At 38.0% G+C, this 25,566-nt stretch carries 17 protein-coding genes; 12 read left to right on the forward strand and 5 right to left on the reverse strand.

The window, feature by feature from the left end; translation table 11 throughout:
* Nucleotides 1-412 precede the first annotated feature (412 nt).
* A complete protein-coding gene (locus LV83_RS07880) occupies nt 413-2,173 on the forward strand; it encodes a rhamnogalacturonan lyase family protein (protein WP_111611011.1) in 1,761 nt (586 codons plus the stop codon).
* A gap of 19 nt (nt 2,174-2,192) precedes the next feature.
* Here LV83_RS07880 and LV83_RS07885 read toward each other — a convergent pair whose 3' ends face one another.
* Nucleotides 2,193-2,948 (reverse strand): sulfite exporter TauE/SafE family protein, encoded by a 756-nt coding sequence (locus tag LV83_RS07885; RefSeq protein WP_111611012.1) that lies wholly within the window; start codon nt 2,946-2,948, stop codon nt 2,193-2,195.
* A gap of 523 nt (nt 2,949-3,471) precedes the next feature.
* Between LV83_RS07885 and LV83_RS07890 the strand changes: the two genes are divergently transcribed.
* Nucleotides 3,472-3,882 (forward strand): response regulator, encoded by a 411-nt coding sequence (locus LV83_RS07890; protein ID WP_111611013.1) that lies wholly within the window; start codon nt 3,472-3,474, stop codon nt 3,880-3,882.
* Between the two features lie 170 nt (nt 3,883-4,052).
* Entirely contained in the window at nt 4,053-5,243 is a 1,191-nt protein-coding gene (locus LV83_RS07895) for a PP2C family protein-serine/threonine phosphatase (RefSeq protein WP_111611014.1), read from the forward strand.
* Nucleotides 5,244-5,299: 56 nt separating this feature from the next.
* Here LV83_RS07895 and LV83_RS07900 read toward each other — a convergent pair whose 3' ends face one another.
* The 4 genes from LV83_RS07900 to LV83_RS07915 all read right to left on the reverse strand — a co-directional run bounded on the left by LV83_RS07900 (nt 5,300) and on the right by LV83_RS07915 (nt 12,119).
* Nucleotides 5,300-5,833: a fasciclin domain-containing protein gene (locus LV83_RS07900; RefSeq protein WP_111611015.1), complete on the reverse strand. Its 534-nt coding sequence runs from the start codon at nt 5,831-5,833 to the stop codon at nt 5,300-5,302.
* A 182-nt stretch (nt 5,834-6,015) separates the two neighbouring features.
* Complete coding sequence (locus tag LV83_RS07905) at nt 6,016-6,699, reverse strand: 4'-phosphopantetheinyl transferase family protein (RefSeq protein ID WP_111611016.1); 684 nt, start codon at nt 6,697-6,699, stop codon at nt 6,016-6,018.
* 18 nt (nt 6,700-6,717) lie between these two features.
* Entirely contained in the window at nt 6,718-10,881 is a 4,164-nt protein-coding gene (locus LV83_RS07910; RefSeq protein WP_111611017.1) for a non-ribosomal peptide synthetase, read from the reverse strand.
* An 11-nt stretch (nt 10,882-10,892) separates the two neighbouring features.
* Nucleotides 10,893-12,119, reverse strand: a complete 1,227-nt coding sequence (locus LV83_RS07915; protein ID WP_111611018.1) for a HupE/UreJ family protein — start codon at nt 12,117-12,119, stop codon at nt 10,893-10,895.
* 137 nt (nt 12,120-12,256) lie between these two features.
* Between LV83_RS07915 and LV83_RS07920 the strand changes: the two genes are divergently transcribed.
* The 9 genes from LV83_RS07920 (at nt 12,257) to LV83_RS21385 (ending at nt 25,547) form a co-directional block, all read left to right on the forward strand.
* Nucleotides 12,257-13,339: an ornithine cyclodeaminase family protein gene (locus LV83_RS07920; protein ID WP_111611019.1), complete on the forward strand. Its 1,083-nt coding sequence runs from the start codon at nt 12,257-12,259 to the stop codon at nt 13,337-13,339.
* Between the two features lie 89 nt (nt 13,340-13,428).
* Nucleotides 13,429-15,669 carry a TonB-dependent receptor gene (locus LV83_RS07925; protein WP_111611020.1) on the forward strand — a complete coding sequence of 747 codons (2,241 nt, stop codon included), beginning with the start codon at nt 13,429-13,431 and terminating at the stop codon, nt 15,667-15,669.
* Nucleotides 15,670-15,673: 4 nt separating this feature from the next.
* Nucleotides 15,674-16,819: an acyl-CoA dehydrogenase family protein gene (locus LV83_RS07930; RefSeq protein ID WP_111611021.1), complete on the forward strand. Its 1,146-nt coding sequence runs from the start codon at nt 15,674-15,676 to the stop codon at nt 16,817-16,819.
* The gene (locus LV83_RS07935; protein ID WP_111611022.1) at nt 16,816-18,348 is read left to right on the forward strand and encodes an amino acid adenylation domain-containing protein; all 1,533 of its coding nucleotides are present in this window, start codon (nt 16,816-16,818) and stop codon (nt 18,346-18,348) included. The genes LV83_RS07930 and LV83_RS07935 overlap by 4 nt, the downstream gene beginning before the upstream one ends.
* 21 nt (nt 18,349-18,369) lie before the next feature.
* Complete coding sequence (locus LV83_RS07940; protein WP_111611023.1) at nt 18,370-19,131, forward strand: phytanoyl-CoA dioxygenase family protein; 762 nt, start codon at nt 18,370-18,372, stop codon at nt 19,129-19,131.
* Entirely contained in the window at nt 19,131-19,358 is a 228-nt protein-coding gene (locus tag LV83_RS07945; protein ID WP_111611024.1) for an acyl carrier protein, read from the forward strand. Before LV83_RS07940 ends, LV83_RS07945 begins: the two co-directional genes overlap by 1 nt.
* An 8-nt stretch (nt 19,359-19,366) precedes the next feature.
* Nucleotides 19,367-23,485 (forward strand): non-ribosomal peptide synthetase, encoded by a 4,119-nt coding sequence (locus LV83_RS07950; RefSeq protein ID WP_111611025.1) that lies wholly within the window; start codon nt 19,367-19,369, stop codon nt 23,483-23,485.
* 81 nt (nt 23,486-23,566) lie between these two features.
* Nucleotides 23,567-25,033 (forward strand): SLC13 family permease, encoded by a 1,467-nt coding sequence (locus LV83_RS07955; protein WP_111611026.1) that lies wholly within the window; start codon nt 23,567-23,569, stop codon nt 25,031-25,033.
* 367 nt (nt 25,034-25,400) lie between these two features.
* Nucleotides 25,401-25,547 (forward strand): hypothetical protein, encoded by a 147-nt coding sequence (locus tag LV83_RS21385; protein WP_211320466.1) that lies wholly within the window; start codon nt 25,401-25,403, stop codon nt 25,545-25,547.
* The last annotated feature ends 19 nt before the right edge of the window (nt 25,548-25,566 follow it).

The raw sequence follows: 25,566 nt of genomic DNA on the forward strand, positions 1-25,566 counted from the left end.
TGGTTTTAGCCTTATTATTATCGCTCAGGAATGAAGGGTTTAAAGAATTCTGAACAGCTTTTAATTTATTGATAGATAAGACTGTTTAAAAACTCCAGAGAAACAGTAATTTTTAGTCACATGGCAAGACAACGATTTAGTCAAACCATTAATCACCATGGTTGCAACCCATTGTTAGAAAAATCACAAATTCATTAGGCTCCGTGCTGGATAGCTTGTTGGTGACAGGGTTGAATGTGGAAAAATGGCAATGAGAATCTCTTATCAAAATATCACCCATTTGAGCGATGTCCAATATATCAAATCTATAAAGCAGCTCAGCTCCATAAAGGCATTAGCCTGATAACATCAACCTTAGATATCCCTATTTATTTTTAATATCTTTCATTTTCAGCTAATTATCTGCCCCAAAATGATCAAACTCAATCTTTTATTTATTACCACTTTTTTATTGCTGCTACCATTTAAGGTAAATGCAAATGATCGAGATCATTTATTCATCGGTGAAAAGGACATCAAGACTGATACGATCATTGTTCCGGCTTCTGACTTTTTGTACGAACTTCCCAAAGGGGACATCATCGCCAATTCTTGGGCTTTGAGGGAAGAATGGGTATTTAATAATACTGCGATTGTACTTAATTCTCTGAGCAATCTTCTGACTCATATCACTGTTGCACAGGCAGGTGATTACTATCTTTTTGTGCGGAGTAAGGGCAAACCGAACAGCTCTTTTAAGGTTGCCGTCAATGATCAGGTCACCACATCGATTTTCGGCAATGATTCCCTCATGACCTGGAAGCAGGGGGAAAGGTTCAAGCTTCTGGAAGGAAAAAATGTCGTCAAGATTACCAGAATAAACGCTGGTGCTGCATTTGATGTGTTGGCTTTTACCAAAGCTCCTAGTTTGGAAGAGAAGGAACTCAAACAATTTGAACTTAATCCAGATGTAAAGCTGCTGAAGGAATATTCTATACCTGCCTCAAACTCCGTGAAATTTGGAGATCTCAACGGGGATAATCTGACAGATTTTGTTGTGTTCACAAGGGACTATTCAGCACATGCCTTTGATCAGAATGGAAAGGAACTCTGGACTTGGGAAGCACCAGAAGAATACCGTCGGGAACGCTCAGAGTTTGAAGCTCCAGGTGTGATTTGGGATTTCGATCAGGATGGAAAAGCCGAACTGGTGCATTGGAGAATGACTGGTGAGAAGGAATGGTTGGTGATAGCGGATGGTCAATCAGGTGAAGTGATCAGGCAGACCGAATGGCCTACAAACCCCTTACCGCACGTATATAATAACTTTCGATTAGCAATAGGTAAACTCACTGCTGGAGATCCAAATGAAGTCGTGGTGTTCACCGATATGGGTGGAACCATCAGGGTAGATGCATATGATAGCAAGCTCACTCGGCTTTGGAATCATACCGAAAACCGAAAAAAAGACAATTTAGGTCATTACGTCTACCCGGTTGATTTGAATGAAGATGGAATGGATGAGGTATTGGTAGGATCACTTTTACTTGATTCAGATGGAAAGGAACTTTGGAACCGTTTTGATTTACTAGGAGACAACCATGACCATGCAGATAATTACAAGTTTGCCGACATAAACGGAGATGGGAAAAGAGACATTTTAACTGCCAATAGTGAGACTGGAGTCTTTATGTATGAGGGGTTGACGGGTGAAATAATCTGGCAAAATATCGCGGAACATTCCCAGCAGATAGAATCTGGAAATTTTCTAAAAGGCCAAAGCGAGCCTCAGGTGGTAGTTGGAGCTCGAACCTATGGCAACCGACAAGCTGGAGAGCAATATTTATGGAGCCAATTATATTGGTTTTCCAAAGAAGGGGAAATGCTTTTCAAATGGCCACAGAAGCCAATTAATGGTAATCCTGACTTTGTAAAAGGCGACTGGCTGGGTAATGGTCAAGATCAATTGTTTTGGTTCAAATTTTTTATCAATGAGGAGGGAAAAGGAGATTTATATTTTCCAGACCCTGTCTTTCATATGTTTGACTTTACCGGAGATGGGGCTGAAGAGGTAATAACGCTAGACGGGAGAACGCTTCGTGTTTTTGGCGCTAAAAATCCTCAAGTATCTAAGGATAAAAAAGAAGATCTTAACTATCTAAAGCACAAGGTGGTCAATCATACGCATTACTGATGGGCTAAGGTAGAACCGGCTATTTAAACAGAATTATTATCGCTCCCAAAGCTGTCAATACCAATATCATCTTTCTGAAAAAGACTTCATCGATCATCTTTATTAGTTTAATTCCCAGTACAAATCCTAAGATAATTGCTGGAATCAATTTCAGATCCAGTAGGAGCGTTTCCTCTGAAATAGTATGCCAGATAAAGAAATGAAAGGGTAATTTAAACACGTTAATAATCAGGAAAAGCCAGGCAGCGGTGCCAATAAAGTGGTTTTTGGGAAGTCTCATCGCTAAAAAATAAATGTTAGATATTGGACCAGCCAAGTTTCCAACCATAGTCGTGAATCCTGCCAGAGTCCCAACTCCACTTGCAAAAGCCCAATGAGTTGGGACTTTTTCTACTTTTTTCTGATCCCACCAAACGATAATACCCAAGACTAGGAAGATAATGATGGCCATTGCAATTTTAAAGATTTGCTCGGGAAGATCCATACCAATCCAACTGCCCAGAATTATCCCCAAAATCATCCAAGGGAGAAATTTAACCACGTATTTCCACTGGGTATGGCGATTGTAATAGATGACAGCAAAAACATCTGCCACCACTAAAAGCGGTAAGACGATACCTGTTGACTGCTTGGCTTCAAAGGCAATGGCCATGAAGGTCACATTGATAATGGCTATTCCTTTGATACCAGCTTTGGACAATCCGATGACAAATGCAGCTAAAAAACTAAGAATCCATGAAGTGGTACTGATCTCAGAGGCAATAGATAAAAACATAGATGTTGGTTAAAGGAGAAGTGCAAAAATAATTGAGTTTTCGAAACTAATTCCTTCCATAAAAAAGGAGGGGATTTGAAAGAATACTTATGGGAAATCAAAAATAGGGGATCATTTATTGGGATCGAATTGAAGTTATTTAAAAGAATGAAAAGATGATAAACGTGGCATTTTCAGTTGAACTATTGGATTTACAAATACCCAGACTTACATAGACATGTAGTTGGGTTTCTTGAGAAACCTTTGACTATAATTTTCCTAAAGTCATTGGTTGAATAGTCAACATTTCTCAAAGTTCTATTTAACTTGTTCATCTTTAATACTTTTTTTGTCACTTGATAACTGAGTATGAAAATGTTTAGTATTTCTTCTAATCAAACCTAGATGCTGAACCATCCGGTCAATTTGATAAATTGACTCAGCTTGCTGTCAAAATAATTAAGGCCGATGGAGGCTTGGGGTAGCGTAGATATATAGAATGAGAATGACAACGGAACCGTTGTACCCTTAGAATTACTTAATTATGAAAATTAAACTTTTATTAATTGATGATGATCGAATTTCTCTTTTAATAGCTAAGAAATATCTTTCAGACCATTGTATAAAAGAATTGGTAGAAGAAATTATTGCATTTACAGAGGCTGAGGATGCATTGAAGCTACTGAAACAAGCAAAATCTGATCAGGATCAATGTCTTTTTTGGATTCTTTTGGATGTCAATATGCCGAAGATTAACGGTTGGGAATTTTTGAAGTTGGTTGAAAAATATAAGTTAAAAAATTTGTTAAAAGTAGCCATGTTGACTTCTTCAATCAGTGAGGTAGATAAGAGTACGGCCAAATCTTTTGATACGGTACACGGGTTCTTTACAAAGCCTTTGACTCAAGAGAAATGTGAAGAATTTAAGGCCTTGATTAACCAACAAACAAGTTGATTTTTTTTGTTATGGACGATAAAAGCCTACTAAAATTTAAGGGAATTTGAGCTAACCTCCATCAAAATATTTATCCTGTTCAAGTAAGATTGCTTTGGTTTGAAGCTAGCGATTCTTAGTTTAGAATTGAGATTAGTGAATACTACAAGCACTTTTTGTTTGAGATTGGAATGAGCCCAAAAGAAATAGTATCGTCGTATAAAGAATTTGAAGATTTGTTGATCAAGGCAACAAATACGGCAAATGAAGGGATTACTATCAGCTCTATGGACCAAATAGATAGACCTCTTGTTTTTGTTAATGAAGGTTTCGAAAGATTAACTGGATATTCAAAAGACGATGTCATCGGCAAAAATTGCCGTTTCCTGCAGGGTGAAGAGACAGATCAAACTACGGTAGATATTCTGAGAAGAGCCATCAAAAAAGGTGAACAGGCAACAGTAGAACTCCTTAATTATAAGAAAGATGGAACTGCATTTTGGAACAGACTTTCTATTACTCCACTTAAGGATAAAAATGGAGTGACCACTCATTATGTTGGAGTTCAGTCAGATATCACTGAGCTGAGGGAAACACAGAAAAATCTTAAGTCAGCCAATAAGGAGTTAGCTTTGTTCCAGGATAAAATCAACTTTGAACTGGAGGAGGCTAGGAGAGTCCAGAATTTCATACTTCCATCAATCTTACCCTCTACCAATAAACTTAGTTTTGCTTCGGTTTTTGAACCCATGGATCAAATTGGCGGAGATTTTTATGATATTCTTGAAATTGAAAAAGGGATTTTTGGAGTATTGATCGCTGATGTCACAGGTCATGGAATCCAGGCTGCTTTGCTCACTTTTATGACTTCCTTTGCTTTCAAAAACATTGCACTTCAGACTAGCTCCACAGCCAAAGTAGTCACAGAGACAAACGAGAAACTCTATAATAAAATGCCGCGAGGTTCTTTTATTACAATGTTTTATGCCGTCTATGATTCAAATACTCAGCTTTTAAAATATACACAAGCTGGTCATCCAGAAGGTTATGTGATCAGAGCTAATACCAGAGAAGTTATTCCCCTGACGTCTTTGAGTCCTCTTGTTGGCGCTTTTAGCAAAGAAACGGTAAGCTATTCAGAATCAATAGTTAAGCTGGAAACTGGAGACAAAGTTTTACTTTACACAGATGCAATTCTTGAGGTTTGGGATAGCGAAGATGTGATGATGAAAAGGGAGGAATTCACAACATTCTTAATCAAAAACTCTAAACTTCCAATTGATGAGCTCCTGAAAGACATAAAGTTATTTTGTCTCAAATTCAGTGGACAAAGTAGTTTCAATGATGATTTTACTATGGTAGGATTTGAAGTACTTTCATGATAGAAACTAAAAAAGCCTCAAAATGAGGCTTTTCAACTATTATGCATTTAGTACTGTTACATGGCAGGAGGTAATAATACTGCGTCCACAAGGTGAACTACTCCATTTGATGCATCTACATCTGCTGCTATTACAGTCGCGCCATTCACTTTAGCACCGTCTGTTGTAGTGATCGTAATATCTTGACCATTAACAGTGGAAGCCTTCATTCCGTCAGTAAGATCTGTAGAAATAACCTTACCAGGAACAACGTGGTATGTTAAGATTGCAACCAATTTGTCTTTGTTTTCTGGCTTTAACAAGTCTTCAACAGTTCCTTCCGGCAACGCTGCAAATGCCTCGTTAGTAGGGGCAAATACAGTAAAAGGTCCTGCACCTTGTAATGTTTCAACAAGCCCACCTGCTTTAAGCGCTGCAACAAGCGTCGTCAAGGATTCATTCTCAAGAGCTAAAGTCACTATGTCTTTTGGCTGCTCCGCAACTACTTCTTCAACTTCTACAACTTCAACTTCTTCAGTGGAAGTTTTTTCGCCGCTACAAGCAACTGTAAATAAAAGCGCTAGGGCAAATAAATAATTTAATGTTTTCATGATTAATGGTTTTAGTTTAATAGGATAACAAAGTATCTTCAAACTTGTTCAGTTTTATAGAATCTTACGCAGAATTTGTGTGTCTAGATTCTATGAATGGTATAAAGGTTAATATGGCGGGATTAAAATGATGTTAGTACTATTTGTTACATAATTTATATTATGTTAAATAAAGAATTAAGCTAACCTTCAAACGTATATTCTCGATACTGAATCTCCAGCTCTTTTCCATGTACCACCACCCCAATTCCAAAGTTTGGAACAACATCTAAAAATCTGCATTCCAAAATTTCAGTTCTATTTGAATCAGTATGTGATGGAACGGTAAGAAATGGCTTATTCATAGTGTTTGTCACAAGAACTTGATCCAAGGGAAATGTTAATCCTTTACCAACTAGTTTGATGTACGCTTCTTTGATGCACCATAATCTAAAAAATGCTTCTGATTTAGTTTTTCCTACTGAGCTACGGATCAAGGATATTTCATCAGAACCAAAAAAATGATTTGAAATTAACTCTGCTTCAATCTCAGCGTCTAAAAATTCTATATCAACACCAATCTCAGCATCTTTAGAAAAACCATACAATACATGATCTTTAGAATATGATGTATTGAAAAAGATTTTTTCATCAGTATTGGCCACGTATGGTTTCCCAAGTTTTGTTTGGTTTATAACTATCTCATTGGGTTTGACAGCTAAATACTTAGAAAGTAACTGACGAAGTATACTTCTGCGCTTTATAAAATGATCTTTAAAATTTTGATGAATAAAACGATCAGCACGGATTTGCTCTTCATCAGATAATAGACTTTCGTCTACATCTGTTAATTCATCAAGCTTCGCAAGCCATAAGTCTACTTTCATAATCTGATGGATTGCAGCTTATTCATCATCCCACTTTCTTAGATTTCTTGCGATTGCTTCATTTAGCTGACCTGTGTAAGGTTCACGCATCAGCTTCAAATGTGGTCCCAATATTTCTTCTTTATCCACAATATTTACCAAGGGTTCCCACCCAAACGTATGCTTAAATTCCCTAGGTGTGGTAATAATTAGCGTATCACATTCGATTTTTTCTGGCTTATATGCAAGAATATATTTTTGCAAAAGGCCTGTATCCTTAATTAATGAAGGCTGTTTTGAACCTTTATTAATTTTCTTCAGCACTTTTTGAAGTAACACTGCGGGTTTCTTAAAGTAGTCCAAATAGGTGAAAATCTTTCGATAGCCACCTTTGCCAAAAGTTCTTGATTTATCAAAAAACAGCGGAGGGTCTATCATAATCAAGTTGACCTGATCCCCTGCCTCAAGCAGTTGTTTAGCCAACTCAAACGCAACCACATTTCCTATGGAATAGGATAAGATTCTATATGGTCCGGCGCCTTGAATCATCCTAATTTCTTTAAGTCCAAGGCTAGCTATTTCAGCAATATTTTTGGGAACAGATTCCTTCACCAACTCAGGACTAACAGATAAAATACCGTAAACAGGATATTCTGCAGGCAAATGCCTGGTCAATTGACTATAAACGGTTTCATAATAAAATTCACTATGAATGCAGAAAAGTGGTTTCTTAGTTCCTACTGTTTTAATAGGAATCACTCTGTTTATCGGTTTTAAATCTAATTCAATTACGTTTTTTTCACCATCAACTTTTGATGAAATCTCCCGAATTGAGTCTGTCATTTTGATGGGTTTTGAGAAGTTGTACCTTGAATTAATCTCCTCTTCTACCCTAGTCCATTCAAATCTAGAACCTCCATTTTTTTCAAAACTATCCCTAACACCTATCAATTTTTGGCCAAGAAACTTCTCCCAAACTTTCAAAACCTCCAACTCAAGCATGTTTTGAGGCCTTAAGTATTCTTCATGGTGAAGAGATTTCACCAGGGTTTCAACCGTAGAATAGCGAAGAAACTGTGCTGGAGTTACTTTAATCCCAATATCTCTGCATCTGGCGATGATCCGAATACTTTGGAGAGAATTCCCTCCAAGCTCATTGAAATCACGATTGACGGGAATTTCATCTACTCCCATAACATCCGCCCAAATACCAGCAATCTGACGTTCCAAATATGTAGAAGGATGTTTAAAAGTAGTAGTTATTGTTTTTGGTTTGGATAATGCAGTTTCAGATAGCGCTTTTAAATCAATCTTACCGTTTGGCAATAGCGGAAAATCCTCCATTGGTAGAAGAATATCAGGCACCATGAACCTTGGTAAATTTTGACGAAGGAAATTCTCAAATTCCTCCTCAAGGATATTTTCGCTTGATTTATAGGCTAAAACGATTTGTTGGTTGCTCCCATCTGTGACAAATGATATTGATGAAACTATACCGGGAAAGCGACTAGCTAACTCTTGAATCTCGGTCAGTTCAACTCTGTGTCCTCGGATTTTAATCTGATTATCTAATCTTCCTAGGTATTCTATCCATCCATTTTCCTGAATTCGCACTAAATCTCCGGTTCGATAAATCTTGCTCCATTCATCAGAAAAGCTATTTACTGTAAATTTTCCGACAGAGTCAGCCTCAGCTAGGTAGCCTTTGACAAGTCCCGCACCAGCAATACAGAGTTCGCCCGGAATGCCAGTAGGTACCAATTCCTGATTTTCATCCAATATGTAGGCTAAGGTGTTATTGCTTGCTAAACCTATGGGAACTCGATGAAATGAATCCCCTTCCATCACTTCCTGAACGGTACACCAAACCGTCCCTTCGGTAGGCCCATATTCATTAAAAAGACGGATGGTAGGGTGCTTTGCAAAGTGCAGTGCGATTAACTCGTTTGGAAACTCCTCACCTGCTAAGATTACAACTTGGAGTTCCTTTCTGTCACTGTCCCTACCCTGCAAAAGTGCTTGATAAAGCGAAGGCAACATTAAGGTATGGCTGACCTCTTCCCTACTGATAATCGACGAAAGTGCTGCTGTATTTAAGGTTTCATTATCCTGAGTAATAACCAATTTCCCTCCTGTACACAATGACCAGAAAATTCCTGCCACCGAGCTATCAAAAGAAAAAGAAGACAAAAGTAAAAATGAACTTGGGGACGCTTTGTAATACGCTTTCCTAGCAGCTACAGAAGAGAATAAATTATCATGACTAACTAGTACACCTTTAGGCTTATTTGTACTTCCAGAAGTGAAAATTAGGTAAGCATTTCGCGAACTATTCGATTCTTTATCTAACTGAAAGTCATTAGTATAGTTATAATCAAGTGAATCTATTTCTATTGATTCGAACTCTTTTTTGAGCGAAACTTTGGAGTGTAATAATCCACGATGCGTAAGGACATATTTTGCTCCTGACTCCTGTAGATATTGAAGAATTCGTTGATCTGGATATTCAGGATCCAAAGGCAAATATGGCCTGCCAAATTTCAGTATTGCGAGAATAGAAACAACAAAATCCACAGAGCGTTCCATGTAAATTCCTATGGGTTGATCTTGGGCTATAGCATGCTTTTTAAGTTCAAATGCTATTGCAGAACTTCTATGATCTAACTCTCCATAGGTCAGCCGGTCAGTACCACAAACTACCGCTGTTTGATCCTTCTTAGCTGACAGGATTTGGAGAATTTCGGTTATTACATTTCCATTAATTTCAGGATGAAAGGCATGACTTAACCCTGAAGTGAGGAAAACTCTTTCTTCCTCTGATAGTAAAGAATAGCGTTTTAATTCCTGGTCAGGATTATCGCAAATTTCTTCCAAAAGTGTTGTAAAATGGGAAGCAAGCCTTTCTGCAAAGGATGAACTAAACAAATCAGTACTATATTCTATTCCAATTTGGTAAGTCCCTTTATTCAATCCAAAGTGATGAAGTGTCAAATCAAATTTGGACACATCTAAATCCAGCACTTCAAAATCTACAGGAATTCCATTGTTCCGAAAAGGATTCTCTCCTGCCGAATGGCCTACAAACATGGCTTGAAAAAGCGGATTGTAACTTTGATCCTTTCGTTCTTTGGATGAAATGAGCAATTCCTCATAGCTTTTCTTTTGAGATGAGATAGCTCCGAGAACGTCTTTTTTTACTTCATTTAAAAGATCCTTAAATGATTTTTTCGACTCCAAACTACCACTAATTACTTGTGTATCTACAAAATAGCCAACCATGGATTTGAACTCTTCTTTGTCTCTATTTAAGACAGGAATACCCACATTTACAGCATCACTTTTTCCATATCTTCCTAAAAGAATTTGAAAACAGGCAAGAAAGAGATTGAAATCAGTTGTTTGAAGTGATTTGAGTGTCTTTCCAACTTTAGGACTTAATCTATCCGGAAGCGAAAATCTGGACAACTTCCCTTCATAACTAGGATTTGCTGGTCTTGGATAATCGAGTGGCAACTCCAAAAATGATTCATTGAAAGGCTCAGATGAAACTTGGTTGCCTGTTTCTTTTTGAAGTTCTTTTTGCCAAACTGTGTAATCCTTGTATTGAAATTCTGGTACTTCAGATTCAAGTGATTTATGCTTATATAATTTGGCAAAATCTTCCCTTAAGATTCCCATCGACCATGCATCAATGATGATATGATGAAAGGTCATACCTATAGTAAAATCACCGTTCTCTAATTGGCAAACAGCAACTCGGATAAGTGAATCAGTTTCCAAACGAAAAGGCTTGTTAGCTAAACTCTTAAGCCATTTTTTGGCATCCAAATCATTCTTAATTTCATCAGATATTTCCAAGCTGAATTTCTTTCCCCTTCGAAATACCATTGCTGGTTCTTCTTGGAAAATCACATAATTACTAGCTAAAACCTGATGCTTTTCAACTAGGTCTCCCAAAGCTGAAATAAAGTTGGCCTGATCGAAAGATCCATCCTGAAAATACCAGATTTCAGAATAATTGTAAACAGCACTTTCAGGATTTTTCTGATAAACAAAGAAAAGCCTACGCTGAGCTATGGACAGCGGATAATAGTCAGAAAGAGGAGCTTTAGGGATTCGCTCCTCTTCCGATAACTCTTCTTCAAGGTTTTGCTCGTTTAAATTGAGCCACTGATCTAACAGATCATCCGAATTCCCCTCCATATTCTAAACTACTAAAGGATTCCTTTTTCGAGTAACCAAGTATGGATTTTCATGTCATAGCCGAAAGCTCTCTCAATAATCCAGTAGGTAGAAATTGCGATTAGCAAGAGTGAGAATCCTACTACAATGATGTAGTAAAGTTTAACCCTGCTCAATAAGAATAGGATCGGAAATGCAATTAGAATTATTGCTAACTGACCTAATTCTACACCAATATTAAAACCTACCAATGAATAAACCAGGTACTCCCCTCCTCTGGACTGCTCAGCCAAAACTGATGCAAATCCGAAACCATGAAATAAGCCGAAGATCAAGATGATCAACCATTCCTTTTTATTCAGAAAGGGAACAATATTGTGAAATGCTGCCATACCTATAGATATAGCGATGATAGATTCCACTAATCTGGATGGCAAATTAACGAGTTCTAAAGCGGCTAAACTGAGCGTTACGGAATGAGCCAAAGTGAAAATGGTGATGATTTTAACTACTGAAATTAGAGCAATCTTAAAACTTTTTTCAGGTTCAAAATCCGTGTATTTGATGCCAAGCCAGCGTCTTTTTGGATCTTTTGGCCTGTAGACAATAACCGATGGAATCAGCAGAGCAATTAGAAAAAGAATGTGGTCTAACCCGATCCAAATGTGATAAACACCGGATTTTACCATTGCCAAAAAGCCAGTCAATACCGAGCCTTCTTCTATATCCAGCGTTTGGTTTGGGTTGGAGGTGCCAAAAATCAAGGAAGGAAGGGATTCATTAGCTAAAACCCCTGTTTTCCAATTTCTTTCAATATGTAGTAATGACTCATGACTACTTAACTCTTCCACAAAAATCTGATCATATACCTCAAGTTCAGAGGGTACAGTGTCCATATTTTCAACCTTAAAATTAAATAGAAGGAAATCGTCATCTTTTAATTGCAAGAGACCTAGTTCAGTAAAAGTGAGCGCGTGATCTCCATTTACCGAATTGAATTGTAAATGATCTGTAAGGTACTTTATGATTGCTTGAACCTTTGGGTTATTTTTATCTGGAATAGCTCCATGAGCAAAATCATAGTTAAAAACTTCTTTTATATCAGACTTCTTCAATTCTACCCGACAATCCATTTGACCCTCATATATACTCAAGTAAATGTAATTCTGATTTGGTCTGTGGGCCTCTACTCTCAAAACGCTTAGTGTAAAAAATACCAAGAATAGAAAACATGTTTTAATAAAATTAGTTGTTGTCATGGAATGGGGTTTGGATGAGTTCTTTAGACAAATTTATCTTGAAAATGTTTAGAAATAAGTTCAATTTGTTGACTCTAAAAAACTGAATTGGCCCAATAGATCAAAATTATTATAAGCCTACAGGTAAAATTAATTAAATGAAGAAGAATCAGGAGAGTATAATTATTGACAGTCACGCGGTAAATCAGATTATAAATACAATAGGTTTAAACCAGGTGATGGACAAGCTTATAGCCAACTTAGAAAAAGCACTTTTAGGCTATTCAAAAGAAGAAACTGAAATTCCAATTCGATCAGGATTCAACTATAAAAAACCCTTTCTTGGCTTAGTAGAGTGGATGCCGGTGATGAAAAAGGGTGAAGACGTTTTAATTAAAGTTGTTGGTTACCATCCTGAAAATCCAGAAATTTTTAAAATTCCAACCATTTTATCTACCATTTCATCTTATGATGTACATACTGGACATTTAAATTTTTTGGTAGACGGGGTATTATTGACAGCCCTTCGCACGGGAGCTTCCAGTGCTATCGCCAGTAAAATGATGGCTAAAAAAGACTCTAAAGTTTTGGGAATTATTGGTTGCGGAGCACAGTCGGTTCCACAGATTCATGCCATTTCTAGGCTTTTTGCTATTGAGGAAATTTTAATTTACGATACCGACCAACCTTCCATGGAAAATTTGGAAGAACGAATTGCACCAATAAATCTTGGTATTTCACCACAATCTTCAACTATAGCTGACATAATTTCAAAATCAGATATCGTTTGTACTGCCACCTCTATTGCACCTGAAAAGGGTCCACTTTTTTATGAATTTACGGTCAAACCTCATCTTCACATTAATGCTGTAGGGGCAGATTTCCCGGGAAAATTTGAACTGCCTAAATCTCTTTTAGAATCTGCCAATGTGTGTCCTGACTTTCTAGAGCAAGCAATTTTAGAAGGGGAATGTCAGCAGCTTAAATCATCGGACATAGGTCCTAGCTGGATTGAGTTGATTCAGGATGATAAATTGAAAAATAAATATCAGGGCGAACTAAGTGTTTTCGATTCTACAGGTTGGGCTTTGGAAGACCAAGTAGTCGCAAAACTTTTTTCTGACTACGCTCAAGAGTTAGGATTAGGCACTAAAATGAATATAGAATCCTATTCTTCTGATGAAAAAAATCCTTACGGAGTTTTCCTACCTCAACGGGTACAACCGGAAATTTTAGATTAAAACTTTAATATTTCTCAAACAAAACTTACTGATTTGTGATTATTATAAATTAAAAATCAATTTCCCTCCAATTATTTAACCTGTTTAATATGCTTAAAAATTTACTTTCCTTGCTTGCAATTGCCTTTGTTGGCGTTTTTTCTGCCCATGGGCAGGCGTTCAAAGGTCGGGTCCTAGATAGTGGAAGTTCTCCTATCATCGGTGCTTACCTTATTCATGGTGATTCTGAGCATCATGCGCATACCAATGATTCTGGATACTTTGTGTTACCCGGAGTATCTGCAGGTGACACGCTACAAATCAGCCATATAGGATTTGAAAGGCAAATCTATGTGATAGAAGATTTGACAAAAGAAGTAACAATCAGAATGAAAGATGCTGCCATTGAATTAGGTGAAGTGGTTTTCAGTCAAGACATAAATCCATTAAATACTTTATCTCGAATTGACCTCAAAACCAATCCGGTGAATACTTCTCAAGATATTTTGAGAAAAGTGCCTGGTCTTTTTATAGGCCAGCATGCCGGTGGTGGTAAAGCTGAGCAGATTTTCCTACGTGGTTTTGACATAGATCACGGTACAGATATCAACATCACAGTAGATGGAATGCCGGTAAATATGGTGTCCCATGCACATGGACAAGGCTATTCAGATTTACATTTCCTGATTCCTGAAACTATTGAGCGTGTAGATTTCGACAAAGGTCCATATAATGCTGATAAAGGTAATTTTGCGACAGCAGGTTATGTAAACTTCCAGACGAAAAGAGGCCTTGATAAAAGTTCTGTGAGTGTTCAGGGTGGTAGCTTCAACAGCATGAGAACTGTAGGTCTTTTTAAATTGATTAATGATAAAAAAAGCAATGCTTACATCGCAACTGAATATCTTTCCAACGATGGACCTTTTGAATCAAGCCAGAATTTTAGCCGCTTAAACTTGATGGGTAAATATGGGCTGACATTAGAAGATGGTAGCGATATCAGTTTGCTAGCTTCCTATTTTACCAGTAAGTGGGATGCGTCAGGCCAAATCCCTGTCAGAGCTGTTGAAAGTGGTCAAATCACAGAATTTGGTGCCTTGGATGATACTGAGGGCGGGGTTACCAGCAGAATGAATTTGGCATTGAATCACACCAAGCAAGTTAATGATCGACTTTTTGTAAAAAATAATGCCTATTACTCAACTTATGATTTTGAGCTTTTCTCCAACTTCACATTTTTCCTAGAAGACTCTATCAATGGAGATCAAATCAGACAACGTGAAAACAGAGCGATTTTTGGAGCAGAAAGTCAGGTGACTTACAGCAACGCATTCAGTGGTGGTGACTATGCACTTCAGTTTGGAGTTGGTGTTAGAAATGACTTTATCCGAGACAATGAATTAGCCGGAACAAAAAATAGAGATAGCGTAAGATTTGTGACTCAGCGTGGTGATATCACCGAGTCAAACTATTACAGTTATGTGAATTTTGACTTATTTCTGAGCAAACTTCGAATAAATCCTGGAATCAGAGTAGATTATTTCAAGTACCTATATCAGGATCAACTGACACCTGAATACGATCCAGCTTCCCTAACCGCAGCTGTTGTCAGTCCAAAACTAAATTTCATATACACAGTAAATCCTAGCGTTCAGGTCTTTTTAAAGTCAGGCATAGGCTTTCACTCCAACGATACCCGTGTGGTTCTTGAAAGACCTAATAATGAATCGATATTGCCTAGAGGCTTTGGAGCTGACTTAGGTGGTAATTTCAAGCTTTCTCCTAGACTCATCGTCAATGGTGCTTTATGGTATCTTGGATTGGAGCAGGAGTTTGTTTACGTGGGTGATGCCGGAATCGTAGAAGCCGGCGGCCGTACTGCACGTAAAGGAGTTGATTTGGGGCTACGCTGGCAGGCAAATAACTGGATTTATCTTGATGGTGATTTCACGTATTCTTACGCCAGAAGTATTGACGATCCTGAGGGAGATAATTTGATTCCTTTGGCTCCAAGAATTACTACGACTGGTGGTTTGAGTGTAGAGAAAAATGGATTTGCTGGTGCTCTCAGAGCACGATACTTGCAGGACAGACCTGCCAACGAAGATAATTCGGTAGTTGCTGAAGGATATACTATCTTGGATTTAAATGCGAGTTACAGTTTCAGTAACTTTTCCGTAGGATTTTTCATACAGAATTTGTTGAACTCTGATTGGAAAGAAACTCAATTTGATACAGAATCAAGAATCCGACTTGCAAATGGACAATTGGAACCTTCTCCAGTGAGTGAAATCCATTTTACCCCTGGAACTCCATTTAATTTCACAGGATTTGTCAAATTTTCATTTTAATTGAATGGAATTTAGTTGGAGCCCCGAGCAATTACAATTACGCCAAAAAGCTAAATTATTCTCCGAAGCAAACCTGAATGAGGATGTTTCACAAAAAGAACAGAATAATCTTTTTCCGCTAGAAGAATGGAAAAAGTGTGCTGAATTCGGAGTTCTGGGATGGCCTTTTAGCAAAGAATATGGTGGCAGTGGATTTGATCCACTGACCACTGTTCTTATGCTTGAGGGCTTAGGCTATGGCTGCAAAGACAATGGCCTCCCCTTTTCTCTCAATTCCCAGCTTTGGAGTACTCAAGTAGCTATAAATGCCTTTGGTACAGAAGAGCAAAAGCAAAAATATCTTACCAGACTTATTTCAGGAGCTATTGGTGCTTTTGGAATTACTGAAGAAGGATCTGGTTCTGATACCTATGCGTTAGAAATGACCGCAGAGAAAGTTGATGGAGGATACATCTTAAATGGAGAAAAGCATTACATCACCCTTGCTCCTCTCTGTGAAATAGCGGTAGTTTTTGCGACCACGAATATCAAATTAGCCAAATGGGGAATCACAGCTTTTATTGTGGATACCACAATGGATGGATTTACTAGAAGTGAGGTTCGTGACAAAGTCGGTATGCGAACTACTCCTATGGGAAATCTCTACTTAAAGAATTGCTTTGTCCCTGATGAAAACAGGCTAGGAAGAGAAGGTTCTGGACTTAGTCTTTTCAGCTCGGCGATGGAGTCAGAGCGTGGATATATCTTTGCAAGTCAAATAGGTAGATTGGAGAAACAACTCGAGCTTTCTATAGCTTATGCCAATACAAGAATGACCTTCGGAAAAAGTATTGGTAAAAACCAATCCATATCTAATCGTATTGCCAATATGAGACTTCGTCTGGAAACCTCAAAGATGCATCTTTACAAAGTCGCATACTTGGATCAGCATGACTTGCCTTTGATGAAGGAAGCAGCCATGGCCAAATTATATATCAGTGAAGCATTTGTAGAATCAAGCATGGATTTTATCCGGATATTTGGTGCCAAAGGAGTCGTTACCGAATATGAAGTTGAGCGTGATTTACGTGATGGTTTAGGCGGATTGATTTATTCTGGTACTTCAGATATTCAGAGAAATATTATTGCCAAATTGGATGGCTTGTTATGAATTCAACTACTGAAATATTAAGTAGACTCGTATCTGTAGTTGCTTCGACAACTCCTGATAAGGTTGCTTTCAGTAGTGTTGACGGCAAGATTACCTACGGTGAGTTAGACAGAAAGAGCAACCAATTGGCAAATTGGCTTGTAACTCACGGTGTGAGTAAGGGTGATCGTGTAGGAATACTTATAGGGAAAAATATTTTCACAGCTTATGCTATCTACGGAATTCTAAAGGCAGGTGCAGTGCTTGTGGCTCTAGATCCAAGTCAAACTACTGAAAGAATTGACGCTATTATTGCAGATTGTGATATTGAAGTGATTATTTCAATCTCTGCACATCAACGAGTTGTTAATCATATAAATACAAAAAAAATAACTGTATTAGGGTCTAATCAAGGTTTCTCTTGGGAAGAAGTTTTTACCCAAGCTAGCGATACAACTTTAGAATTAACCATTAAACCTTCTGATCAGGCTTACATACTTTATACTTCTGGATCCACGGGGGAGCCAAAAGGAATTGTCCACACCCACGCCAGCGGTATGGCTTATGCAAGGCAATCCTCACTCCTTTACGAAGTATCTCCAGACGATGTAATTGGGAATGTTGCATCACTTCATTTTGATCAAAGTACCTTTGGCTATTTCTCAGCGATGTATGCTGGCTGCAGTTCTTATATTTTCGGAACAAGCGAATTGGTGATGCTAGGTAGCTTTTGCGAAGCTGTTAGAACGAATAGCATTTCAATACTATATTCAGTTCCATCCCTTTTCATTGCTTTAGTTTCAGGTAATTTTGATCTCAACTTCCCATCCGTAAGATGGATCAAATACGGCGGAGAGTCTTTTCCCCCGAATAAATTAAATGAGTTGCATTCAAAGATTCCTCAAGCTAAACTTTCAAATGTATACGGTCCTGCAGAGGTAAATCAGTGTACTTATTTCAACTTTAAGGGTCCAGTTGATCCGGAAAAAGAAGTTCCAATTGGTCGAGTTTGGGATAATACCTCCTATTTGATTTTGGATGAAACTAATCAGCCCGTCCAGCTAGATGAGCAAGGAGAATTATTGATTCACTCTGCCACCATGATGTTGGGCTATTGGAATAATGACTCTTTGAATGAAAAGTCATTTTATCTAGCCAACATCGAAGGAAAACACATTAAATTTTACAGGACCGGTGACTTCGTTTATTTAAACAGAAATGAAGAACTTGTCTTTGTAGGAAGAATGGATAGACAGGTGAAAATTAGTGGAATAAGAGTAGAACTTGGTGCCATAGAGCAGGTTTTCAGAAAATGTGAGGAAGTAAAAGATGTGGCTGTTTTCACTTCAAAATCAAATGGAATGAGAGAACTTTGCGCGGCTATCGTTCTAGCAGAAAGCTCCTATGAACTAGAAAACCTAAGAAAAAAGCTTTTCAAACTATTGCCTAAAACAAGTATTCCCAAACACCTTTTCGCAGTGCAATCCCTACCTCATTCGGATAATGGCAAAGTGCACTACCGGAAGTTGGAAAAACAGTTTTCAAATTGAAATACCCTCGCTTTAAAATTTATGCTTAGTCAGGATCAAATTAATCAGTTCGAAAAGCAAGGCTTTCTACATCTAGCTAGTTGGTTGGAGGGAGAAAAACTTGAGCAAGTTATTCAGGCTATTGAAAAAATAGAGCAAATGGATGGCCCCGAGTTTTTTAGAGAAAAGACTTCTAAGAAAATCAGGACTGTATTTGCTCCGGAAAAATTCGATTCCTCTATTTTGGATCTAATAAAGAATTCTCCGCTTCCTTACGAAATAAAGCAGCTTTTAAAGTCAGACTTTTACCTTTTCCAATCAAAACTTAATACTAAAGCATGCCTCGAATCGGGGGTGTGGAGTTGGCATCAAGATTTTAAGTTTTGGAGAGAAGATGGAATGTTGGAACCAAAAGCTTTAACGGTTGCGATAATGCTCACTGATGTAGATGTGGCAAATGGACCGATCTTGGCCATTCCCTCCTCTCAACAGGAAGGTGAGGTAAACTCTTATCTGAATAACCCTGATGGTGTGCATGATGAGAATCTGAAATATATGATCAGTCAAAGTACCTTAGCCAGTATGGTGGATAAGTATAGTCCAATTATCCCATTTACAGGAAAAGCAGGTGATGTGCATATTTTCCACTGTAATTTGCTTCATAGCTCGTACCAAAACATGGGTGTGGTGGATAGAAAACTACTTATGTTTACCTTCAACCCTATCGAAAATATCCAAGAAGTCTCAGATCCAAGACCTGAATACATGGTCAAGAGAGACACATCAGCAATAAATCCAAACTAATGCTCGAACAAATTACAAACTATATAAATAAGGAAATTGATATTCTTGTCAGCCAAGAAGAGGAATTGCTTAGTAGTGGATTGATAGATAGCATTACTATTATGAAACTTATTGCTCATTTGGAGGAAACCTATCAGATCAAAGTTCCACCTCAGGATATGGTCATTGAGAATTTCAATACCGTTTCATCTATTAGAGATTACATTGCCCAACAGCAGAATAAATAATAAGCAGATTGCAACTATCAAAGGATTCGAGCACTAGCCTCACAGGAAGTCAACAAAGTATTTGGGCAAGTCAAAAATTCAACCCAAGCTCAACAGCAAATTATCTTCCCCATACATTTGAGTTTAGCGCAGCTATAGACCAAGAAGCTTTTAGCAAAGCTTTCAATCAACTTATTGCGCAAAATGACAGCCTAAGAACCGTCTTTCAAGAAGATGAAGATTCTAATGTGGCACAAATCGTTTTGGACACCATAGAATTTATTTTATCTGTAGAAGAACTTGGTGAGCAAGACTCTGATTCTTTTATCAATCGTCGGGTACAAACTACCCTAGATCTACAAATCAGATGCTTTGATTCGATTTTACTGAAGGTCAGTGATGATAAGTTTATTTGGTACCTCAATATCCATCATATTCTTGCCGACGCTTCCACATTTAAAGTGCTTTTTGATGAAATGTCTAAGCTTTATGAAGCTGAGCTAAAAGGTGAAAAAATTGAAGTCAATAATAAGACAAGCTTTGAATCTTATCGAGAGTTTGAATCCAAAAAAAGAGAAGACAAGAATTCGACAGCGGCAGATTACTGGAAATCCAAAGGACAATTTCCAAGTAAGAACTTATCGCTTTATGGAAACCAAAAAGGCTTATCCAATTCTAAAGCTACCAGAGTAAGAATCCCATTTTCTGAAGATTTAAAGACCCTTTTTGAAGAAAAGCTTACTACCGATGGGTATCGCTCTTTTAATCCAGATCTGACAAAATTCACTATTTGGGCAACACTATTTACAGCCTTTATTTCCCGGATAACAGCTGAGTCCGTGATTAGAATTGGAAGCCCCTTTCCTAATCGAAACCTAAGCAAATTCAAGAATACAGCAGGGTTACTAATTGAAGTGCTCCCCATAGACATTCAAGTAGATTCTGAGGATACATTCAAAAGTCTATTTGAAAAGGTTAGACAGGAGTTATTTGACTTCTTTAAGAATGGTTATCCTGGTGCACAGACCATGGAAAGTTCTCGGGGAATCCACCTGATCGTAAATTATATCCCTCTTTATTTTGGAGATTTTGGCACTATTCCGACGAAGACAAATTGGCTATTTCCAGATCAACTAGACTCTGGTCATCAGGTACGTTTTCAGGCGTTTGATTTCAACAATCAAGCTAATCTGGATTACTATTTCGATATCAATGAGGCTTACTTAACTCCAACTCAGGTGGAGCTTCTTCCTCGTCACTTTGAAAAACTAGTTAAAGGATTTATTGCTGACGATCAATCAAAAATCACTGAAATAGGCTTAGTATCTGCTCAGGAAAAGGATAACCTAATTTCAAATGGTGACTTCGAAAAGCTAGCTATTCCATCTCTTGATGATATGCTCAGAAGCTCATTTGAACAGAATTCAAATGTTACTGCGTTAGTGTTTGGAGAAGCTAGGCTCAGCTACCAGGAGCTAGAAACTTTAGTAAAAAAGGCAAGTCAACTCCTTAAAAATAAAGGCGTTAATCCTCAGGATATCGTAGTACTTCACAAGCATAGATCTATAGAGTTTGTGCTATTCGTTCTCGCTGTCTTAGACTTGAAAGCAACATTTGTCCCTGTCCCGGTGGATCTTCCCAAAAAACGGGTGGAAGGTATTTTGAAGGACTTAAAGCCTAGAGTGATTATCAGTGCGTCCCAGGAATTTGATGTTGATCAGCAGGTTATTGATATAAGTATTGAGGAGATTAAATCCCTTGAGCCGCTAGGTCAAGATTTGGCAACAAAAGCAGATTTTGATAGATCTGCCTATATTTTATTCACTTCTGGTTCTACGGGTGTTCCCAAAGGTGTTGAAGTTTCTTTAGCTTCTCTTTCAAACTATGTGGTCGAAGCGCGAAACTTATACAGCAGAGATGAGGCGGTTGGTATGCCTTTCTTTACTTCAATCGGTTTTGATTTAACGATCACTTCTCTTTTTTTACCACTAATCACAGGTGGTACTATCCATATTTACCCTGAAGGAAAATCTGGTCCAGATGTTTCTATTTTGGAAGTCATTAAAAATCAGGAGATAAATACCATAAAGCTGACTCCCTCCCACGCGAAAATCATTCAGGAAAACGCCTTAAGTAAATCCAATATTAGAACTGTGATTTTCGGAGGGGAAAACCTGAAAACAAGTCTTGCAAAATCTATCCAATCGAATCTCTCAGAAGGGTCCGAAATATTCAACGAATATGGCCCAACTGAGGCTACTGTGGGTTGTATTGTACATAAATATGAATGTTCTGAAGAAAGCAATTCTGTTCCTATTGGCAAATCAATTGCTGGTTGCTTCTTCTATATTTTAGACGAGGGATTGAATCCGGTACCTCAGGGAGTGCAGGGTATATTATACCTAGGTGGTCATGTTTTAGCGAAGGGATATTGGAATAATGCTGCTAAAACATCCGAGTCTTTTATAAGTGATCCTTTTCAACCTGATCAAAAAATCTATAAAACTGGAGACTTGGTACGACTCAATGCTTCAGGGATTTTAGAATATTTCGGTAGAGTGGATGAGCAAATAAAGCTCAATGGAGTCAGAATTGAAGCTGGAGAACTTGAAACATTAATGAATCAGTTCTCTACTATTGAGGAGGCCCATATTGTGGTGGCAGATTCGAATAGTGATTTGTTTGAAGCTCCAGATTTTCATTGCAAAAACTGTGGGATTCCTTCGAACTATCCGGATGCTGTTTTTAATGAAGAAGGTATCTGTAATCTCTGTGAATCCTTTGAGGAATATCAAAAAAACGTTTCCTCCTATTTCAAATCAATGGACAACCTCAGGTCAGAGATTTTGGGCTTGTCCAACCATGGGGAAAAAGAGTATGATTGCTTAATGCTACTAAGTGGCGGAAAAGACAGTAGCTATGCGTTGGCAAAACTGGTAGAGCTTGATCTAAAAGTTCTTGCTTGGACCTTGGACAATGGTTTTATCTCGGACAATGCCAAAGAGAACATCAACAATACGGTCACTAAACTTGGTGTAGATCATATCTATGGGCGCACAGATGCCATGAATGCAATATTCAGGGATAGCTTGGAGAGACATCAAAATGTCTGTAATGGTTGCTTTAAAACTGTTTATACGCTCAGTACCCAATTAGCCTTGGAGAAAAATATCCCGGTTATTGTGACAGGTTTATCTAGAGGACAGTTTTTTGAAACAAGATTGACAGAAGAACTTTTCTTAAAAGATCATTTTGACCCAAAGGATATTGATAAAATCATCCTTGAAACCAGGAAATCATATCATAGAAGTAAAGACGCCGTCAGTGAATACCTAGACGTATCCATGTTTGAGACTGATGAAGTATTCAGCAAGGTTTCTTTTGTGGATTTCTACCGCTTCAGTGACGTGAGTCTATCCGAAATGTACGAATACCTCGAAAATACAATTGGCTGGCAGCGACCTAAGGATACTGGGCGTAGTACAAATTGTATTATCAATGATCTTGGGATTTTTGTCCATAAAAGGAAAAAGGGATACCATAATTATGCCTTTCCGTATAGTTGGGATGTCCGAGTTGGGCATAAAAAACGTGAAGAAACGATCGACGAGCTTAATGATGAGCTTGGAGTTGAATCTATCAAAAAACTCATGGATGAAATCGGGCTGGAAGAGCAGGATGATTCCAAAGAGATCAGAGCCTATTTCAAAGCGTCCTCCCAGGTCAATAAAAATGAGTTGGTGGACTATCTGAAGGCATATTTGCCAGCTAATATAATTCCTTCATCCTACATTCAAATCGACTCCTTTCCTTTAACCTCCAACGGTAAAGTAGACAAGCAGGCTCTTTTGAGAAAAGAAACCAAAAGCGCAACTCCAAAATCTACACCTATAATAAAACCAAAAAACAAGATTGAAGAACTCGTACATAGTACTTGGTGCACAGTTTTGAAAATGGATGCTATCGATGTTACAGATTCATTTATCCCACTAGGCGGAAATTCTCTTTCGGCTATTCGTATCGTTTCACTTTTAAGTAAACGCTTGAATCTGGAGATTTCTATCCAAGACTTTTTTGAGCAAGACTCTATCAGGAAACTATCGGCTGGCATAGAAGGAGAGATAAAAAAGCGAATGGGGATTTCATAAAGTCAGAAATTTCAACTTTTGAGACTTCAATTTTTTAGCCGGCAAAAAATATGTCTCGAAAAGTTTTAGCTTTAAGACTTTATGAAAATCAATCTTAAATCACTAGGGCTTTACTTTGGGCCATTAGCTTTTATAGTAATTAATTTTTTTGTTGAGTTCAATGGCTTAAACGCGTCTGCTCAATCTATGCTAGCATTAGCTGCTTGGATGGCAATCTGGTGGATTTCTGAAGCCTTACCTATTGCAGCAACTGCTTTTCTCCCATTGATATTGATGCCCTTACTAGGTATTCTGCCTATCGCTGATGTGTCTGAAAACTACATGCATCCTACAGTTCTGCTATACATGGGGGGATTTTTGTTGGCTACTGGAATAGAAAAGTGGAGCTTACACCGCAGAATCGCTTTAAATATTATAAATCTCATAGGAACAGATCTTCGAAAGATCGTTCTGGGATTTATACTTGCCACTGGAATCCTTTCGATGTGGATATCCAATTCTGCAACTTCTCTTATGATGTTGCCTATTGGTTTGGCTGTGGTAAATCAGTTTAAAGATCAACTTGGACCTTCTAAACTAGCTATTTCTGAAAATCTAGGTAAAGCTATCATGCTCGGAATTGCCTACAGTGCATCCATCGGAGGCGTAGCAACATTGATCGGAACACCGACGAATATCATTCTAGCCAGCGTAGTTTCAGACTTGTATGGCTACGAAATTGGCTTTAACGAATGGATGTTATTTGGCTTGCCTCTATCTGCAGTGATGCTTTTTATATGCTGGTATTACCTGGTGAATTTTTCTAATCCCCTACCCGACCGCTTTAGTTTAAGTGATGGGAAAAGTATTATTAAAACCCAGTTAACTGCCTTAGGAAAAATCACTTATGAAGAGAAAATGGTGATGATCGTTTTTGGTTTAGTCTGTTTTGCATGGATTACCAGATCTTTCTTATTGCAGCAATTTTTACCGGGCTTGGATGATACGATTATAGTACTGATTGGTGTAATAGCCTTGTTTATTATCCCTTCCTCAAAAGATGATGAACGAATTTTGGACTGGAAAACAGCGGAGCGAATTCCATGGGGAGTATTGATCCTTTTTGGTGGTGGTTTAGCTTTGGCGGCAGGTTTCAAGGAAACAGGTCTGGCCGAATGGATCGGAACGAGATTTACATTAATCGAAGGTATTTCATTCTTCCTTTTACTAGTGATTATCATTGCTTCTGTCAACTTCCTTACCGAGGTGACATCCAATGTAGCCACTGCTTCCATGTTGCTTCCAATACTTGCGTCTGTGGCAGTGAAGCTTGATTTGCATCCTTTTGGATTGATGGTTGGTGCTACCTTGGCTGCAAGTTGCGCATTTATGCTTCCGGTGGCGACCCCTCCAAATGCCGTTGTTTTTGGATCTGGTTACCTTCAAATGAAGGATATGGTGAAAGCAGGGTTTTGGCTGAATATCATGTCGATCATTCTGGTGACGTTAATGGTGTATTTTGTCCTTCCGAGTATGTGGAAAATTGATTTGTTGAGCAATCCCTTTTGATTTGAGATTTACGCCATTTCCGAAGTTGGGTAAATCAATTTGTACTTCAGGCTTTGTCGTATTTCCATACTTCATTATTCGGAGTTTATTATTCAACATTCATTATTACTAGTGAGCCAATGTCGATTAATCAAGCTGAGCGAAGTTGAAACCTAGATTTTTTTCTTAAACCTCAATCAAAATTTCAGAAATGTTTAGCCTATAAAACTACCTCCTCTCTCCATTGATCTAGTAAATCCAAAATCGTAATTCGTAAAACCGAAATCCCAACTTCTTATTCATCCCCCGAATTCCCCATTTCGTCCCATACTTTTGCAAAGACTTACAGGCACCACTAATCTTGTCTTATCAATTAGGAAGAGAATTAATGAACACCAAGAAAGTCTTTTATTTGCTGATCCTTTTAGCGCTTATTTATAACATCATCCTGATGTTTTCGGTAGAAAGCGTGGAGACCGAAGGTGCAGAAAAGATTACCTTGAACATTAAGACAAATCTGATTGAACCAAAGTAATTCAAGCAGTTAATTAACA

Source organism: Algoriphagus yeomjeoni, from assembly GCF_003259505.1.
GTDB lineage: Bacteria > Bacteroidota > Bacteroidia > Cytophagales > Cyclobacteriaceae > Algoriphagus > Algoriphagus yeomjeoni.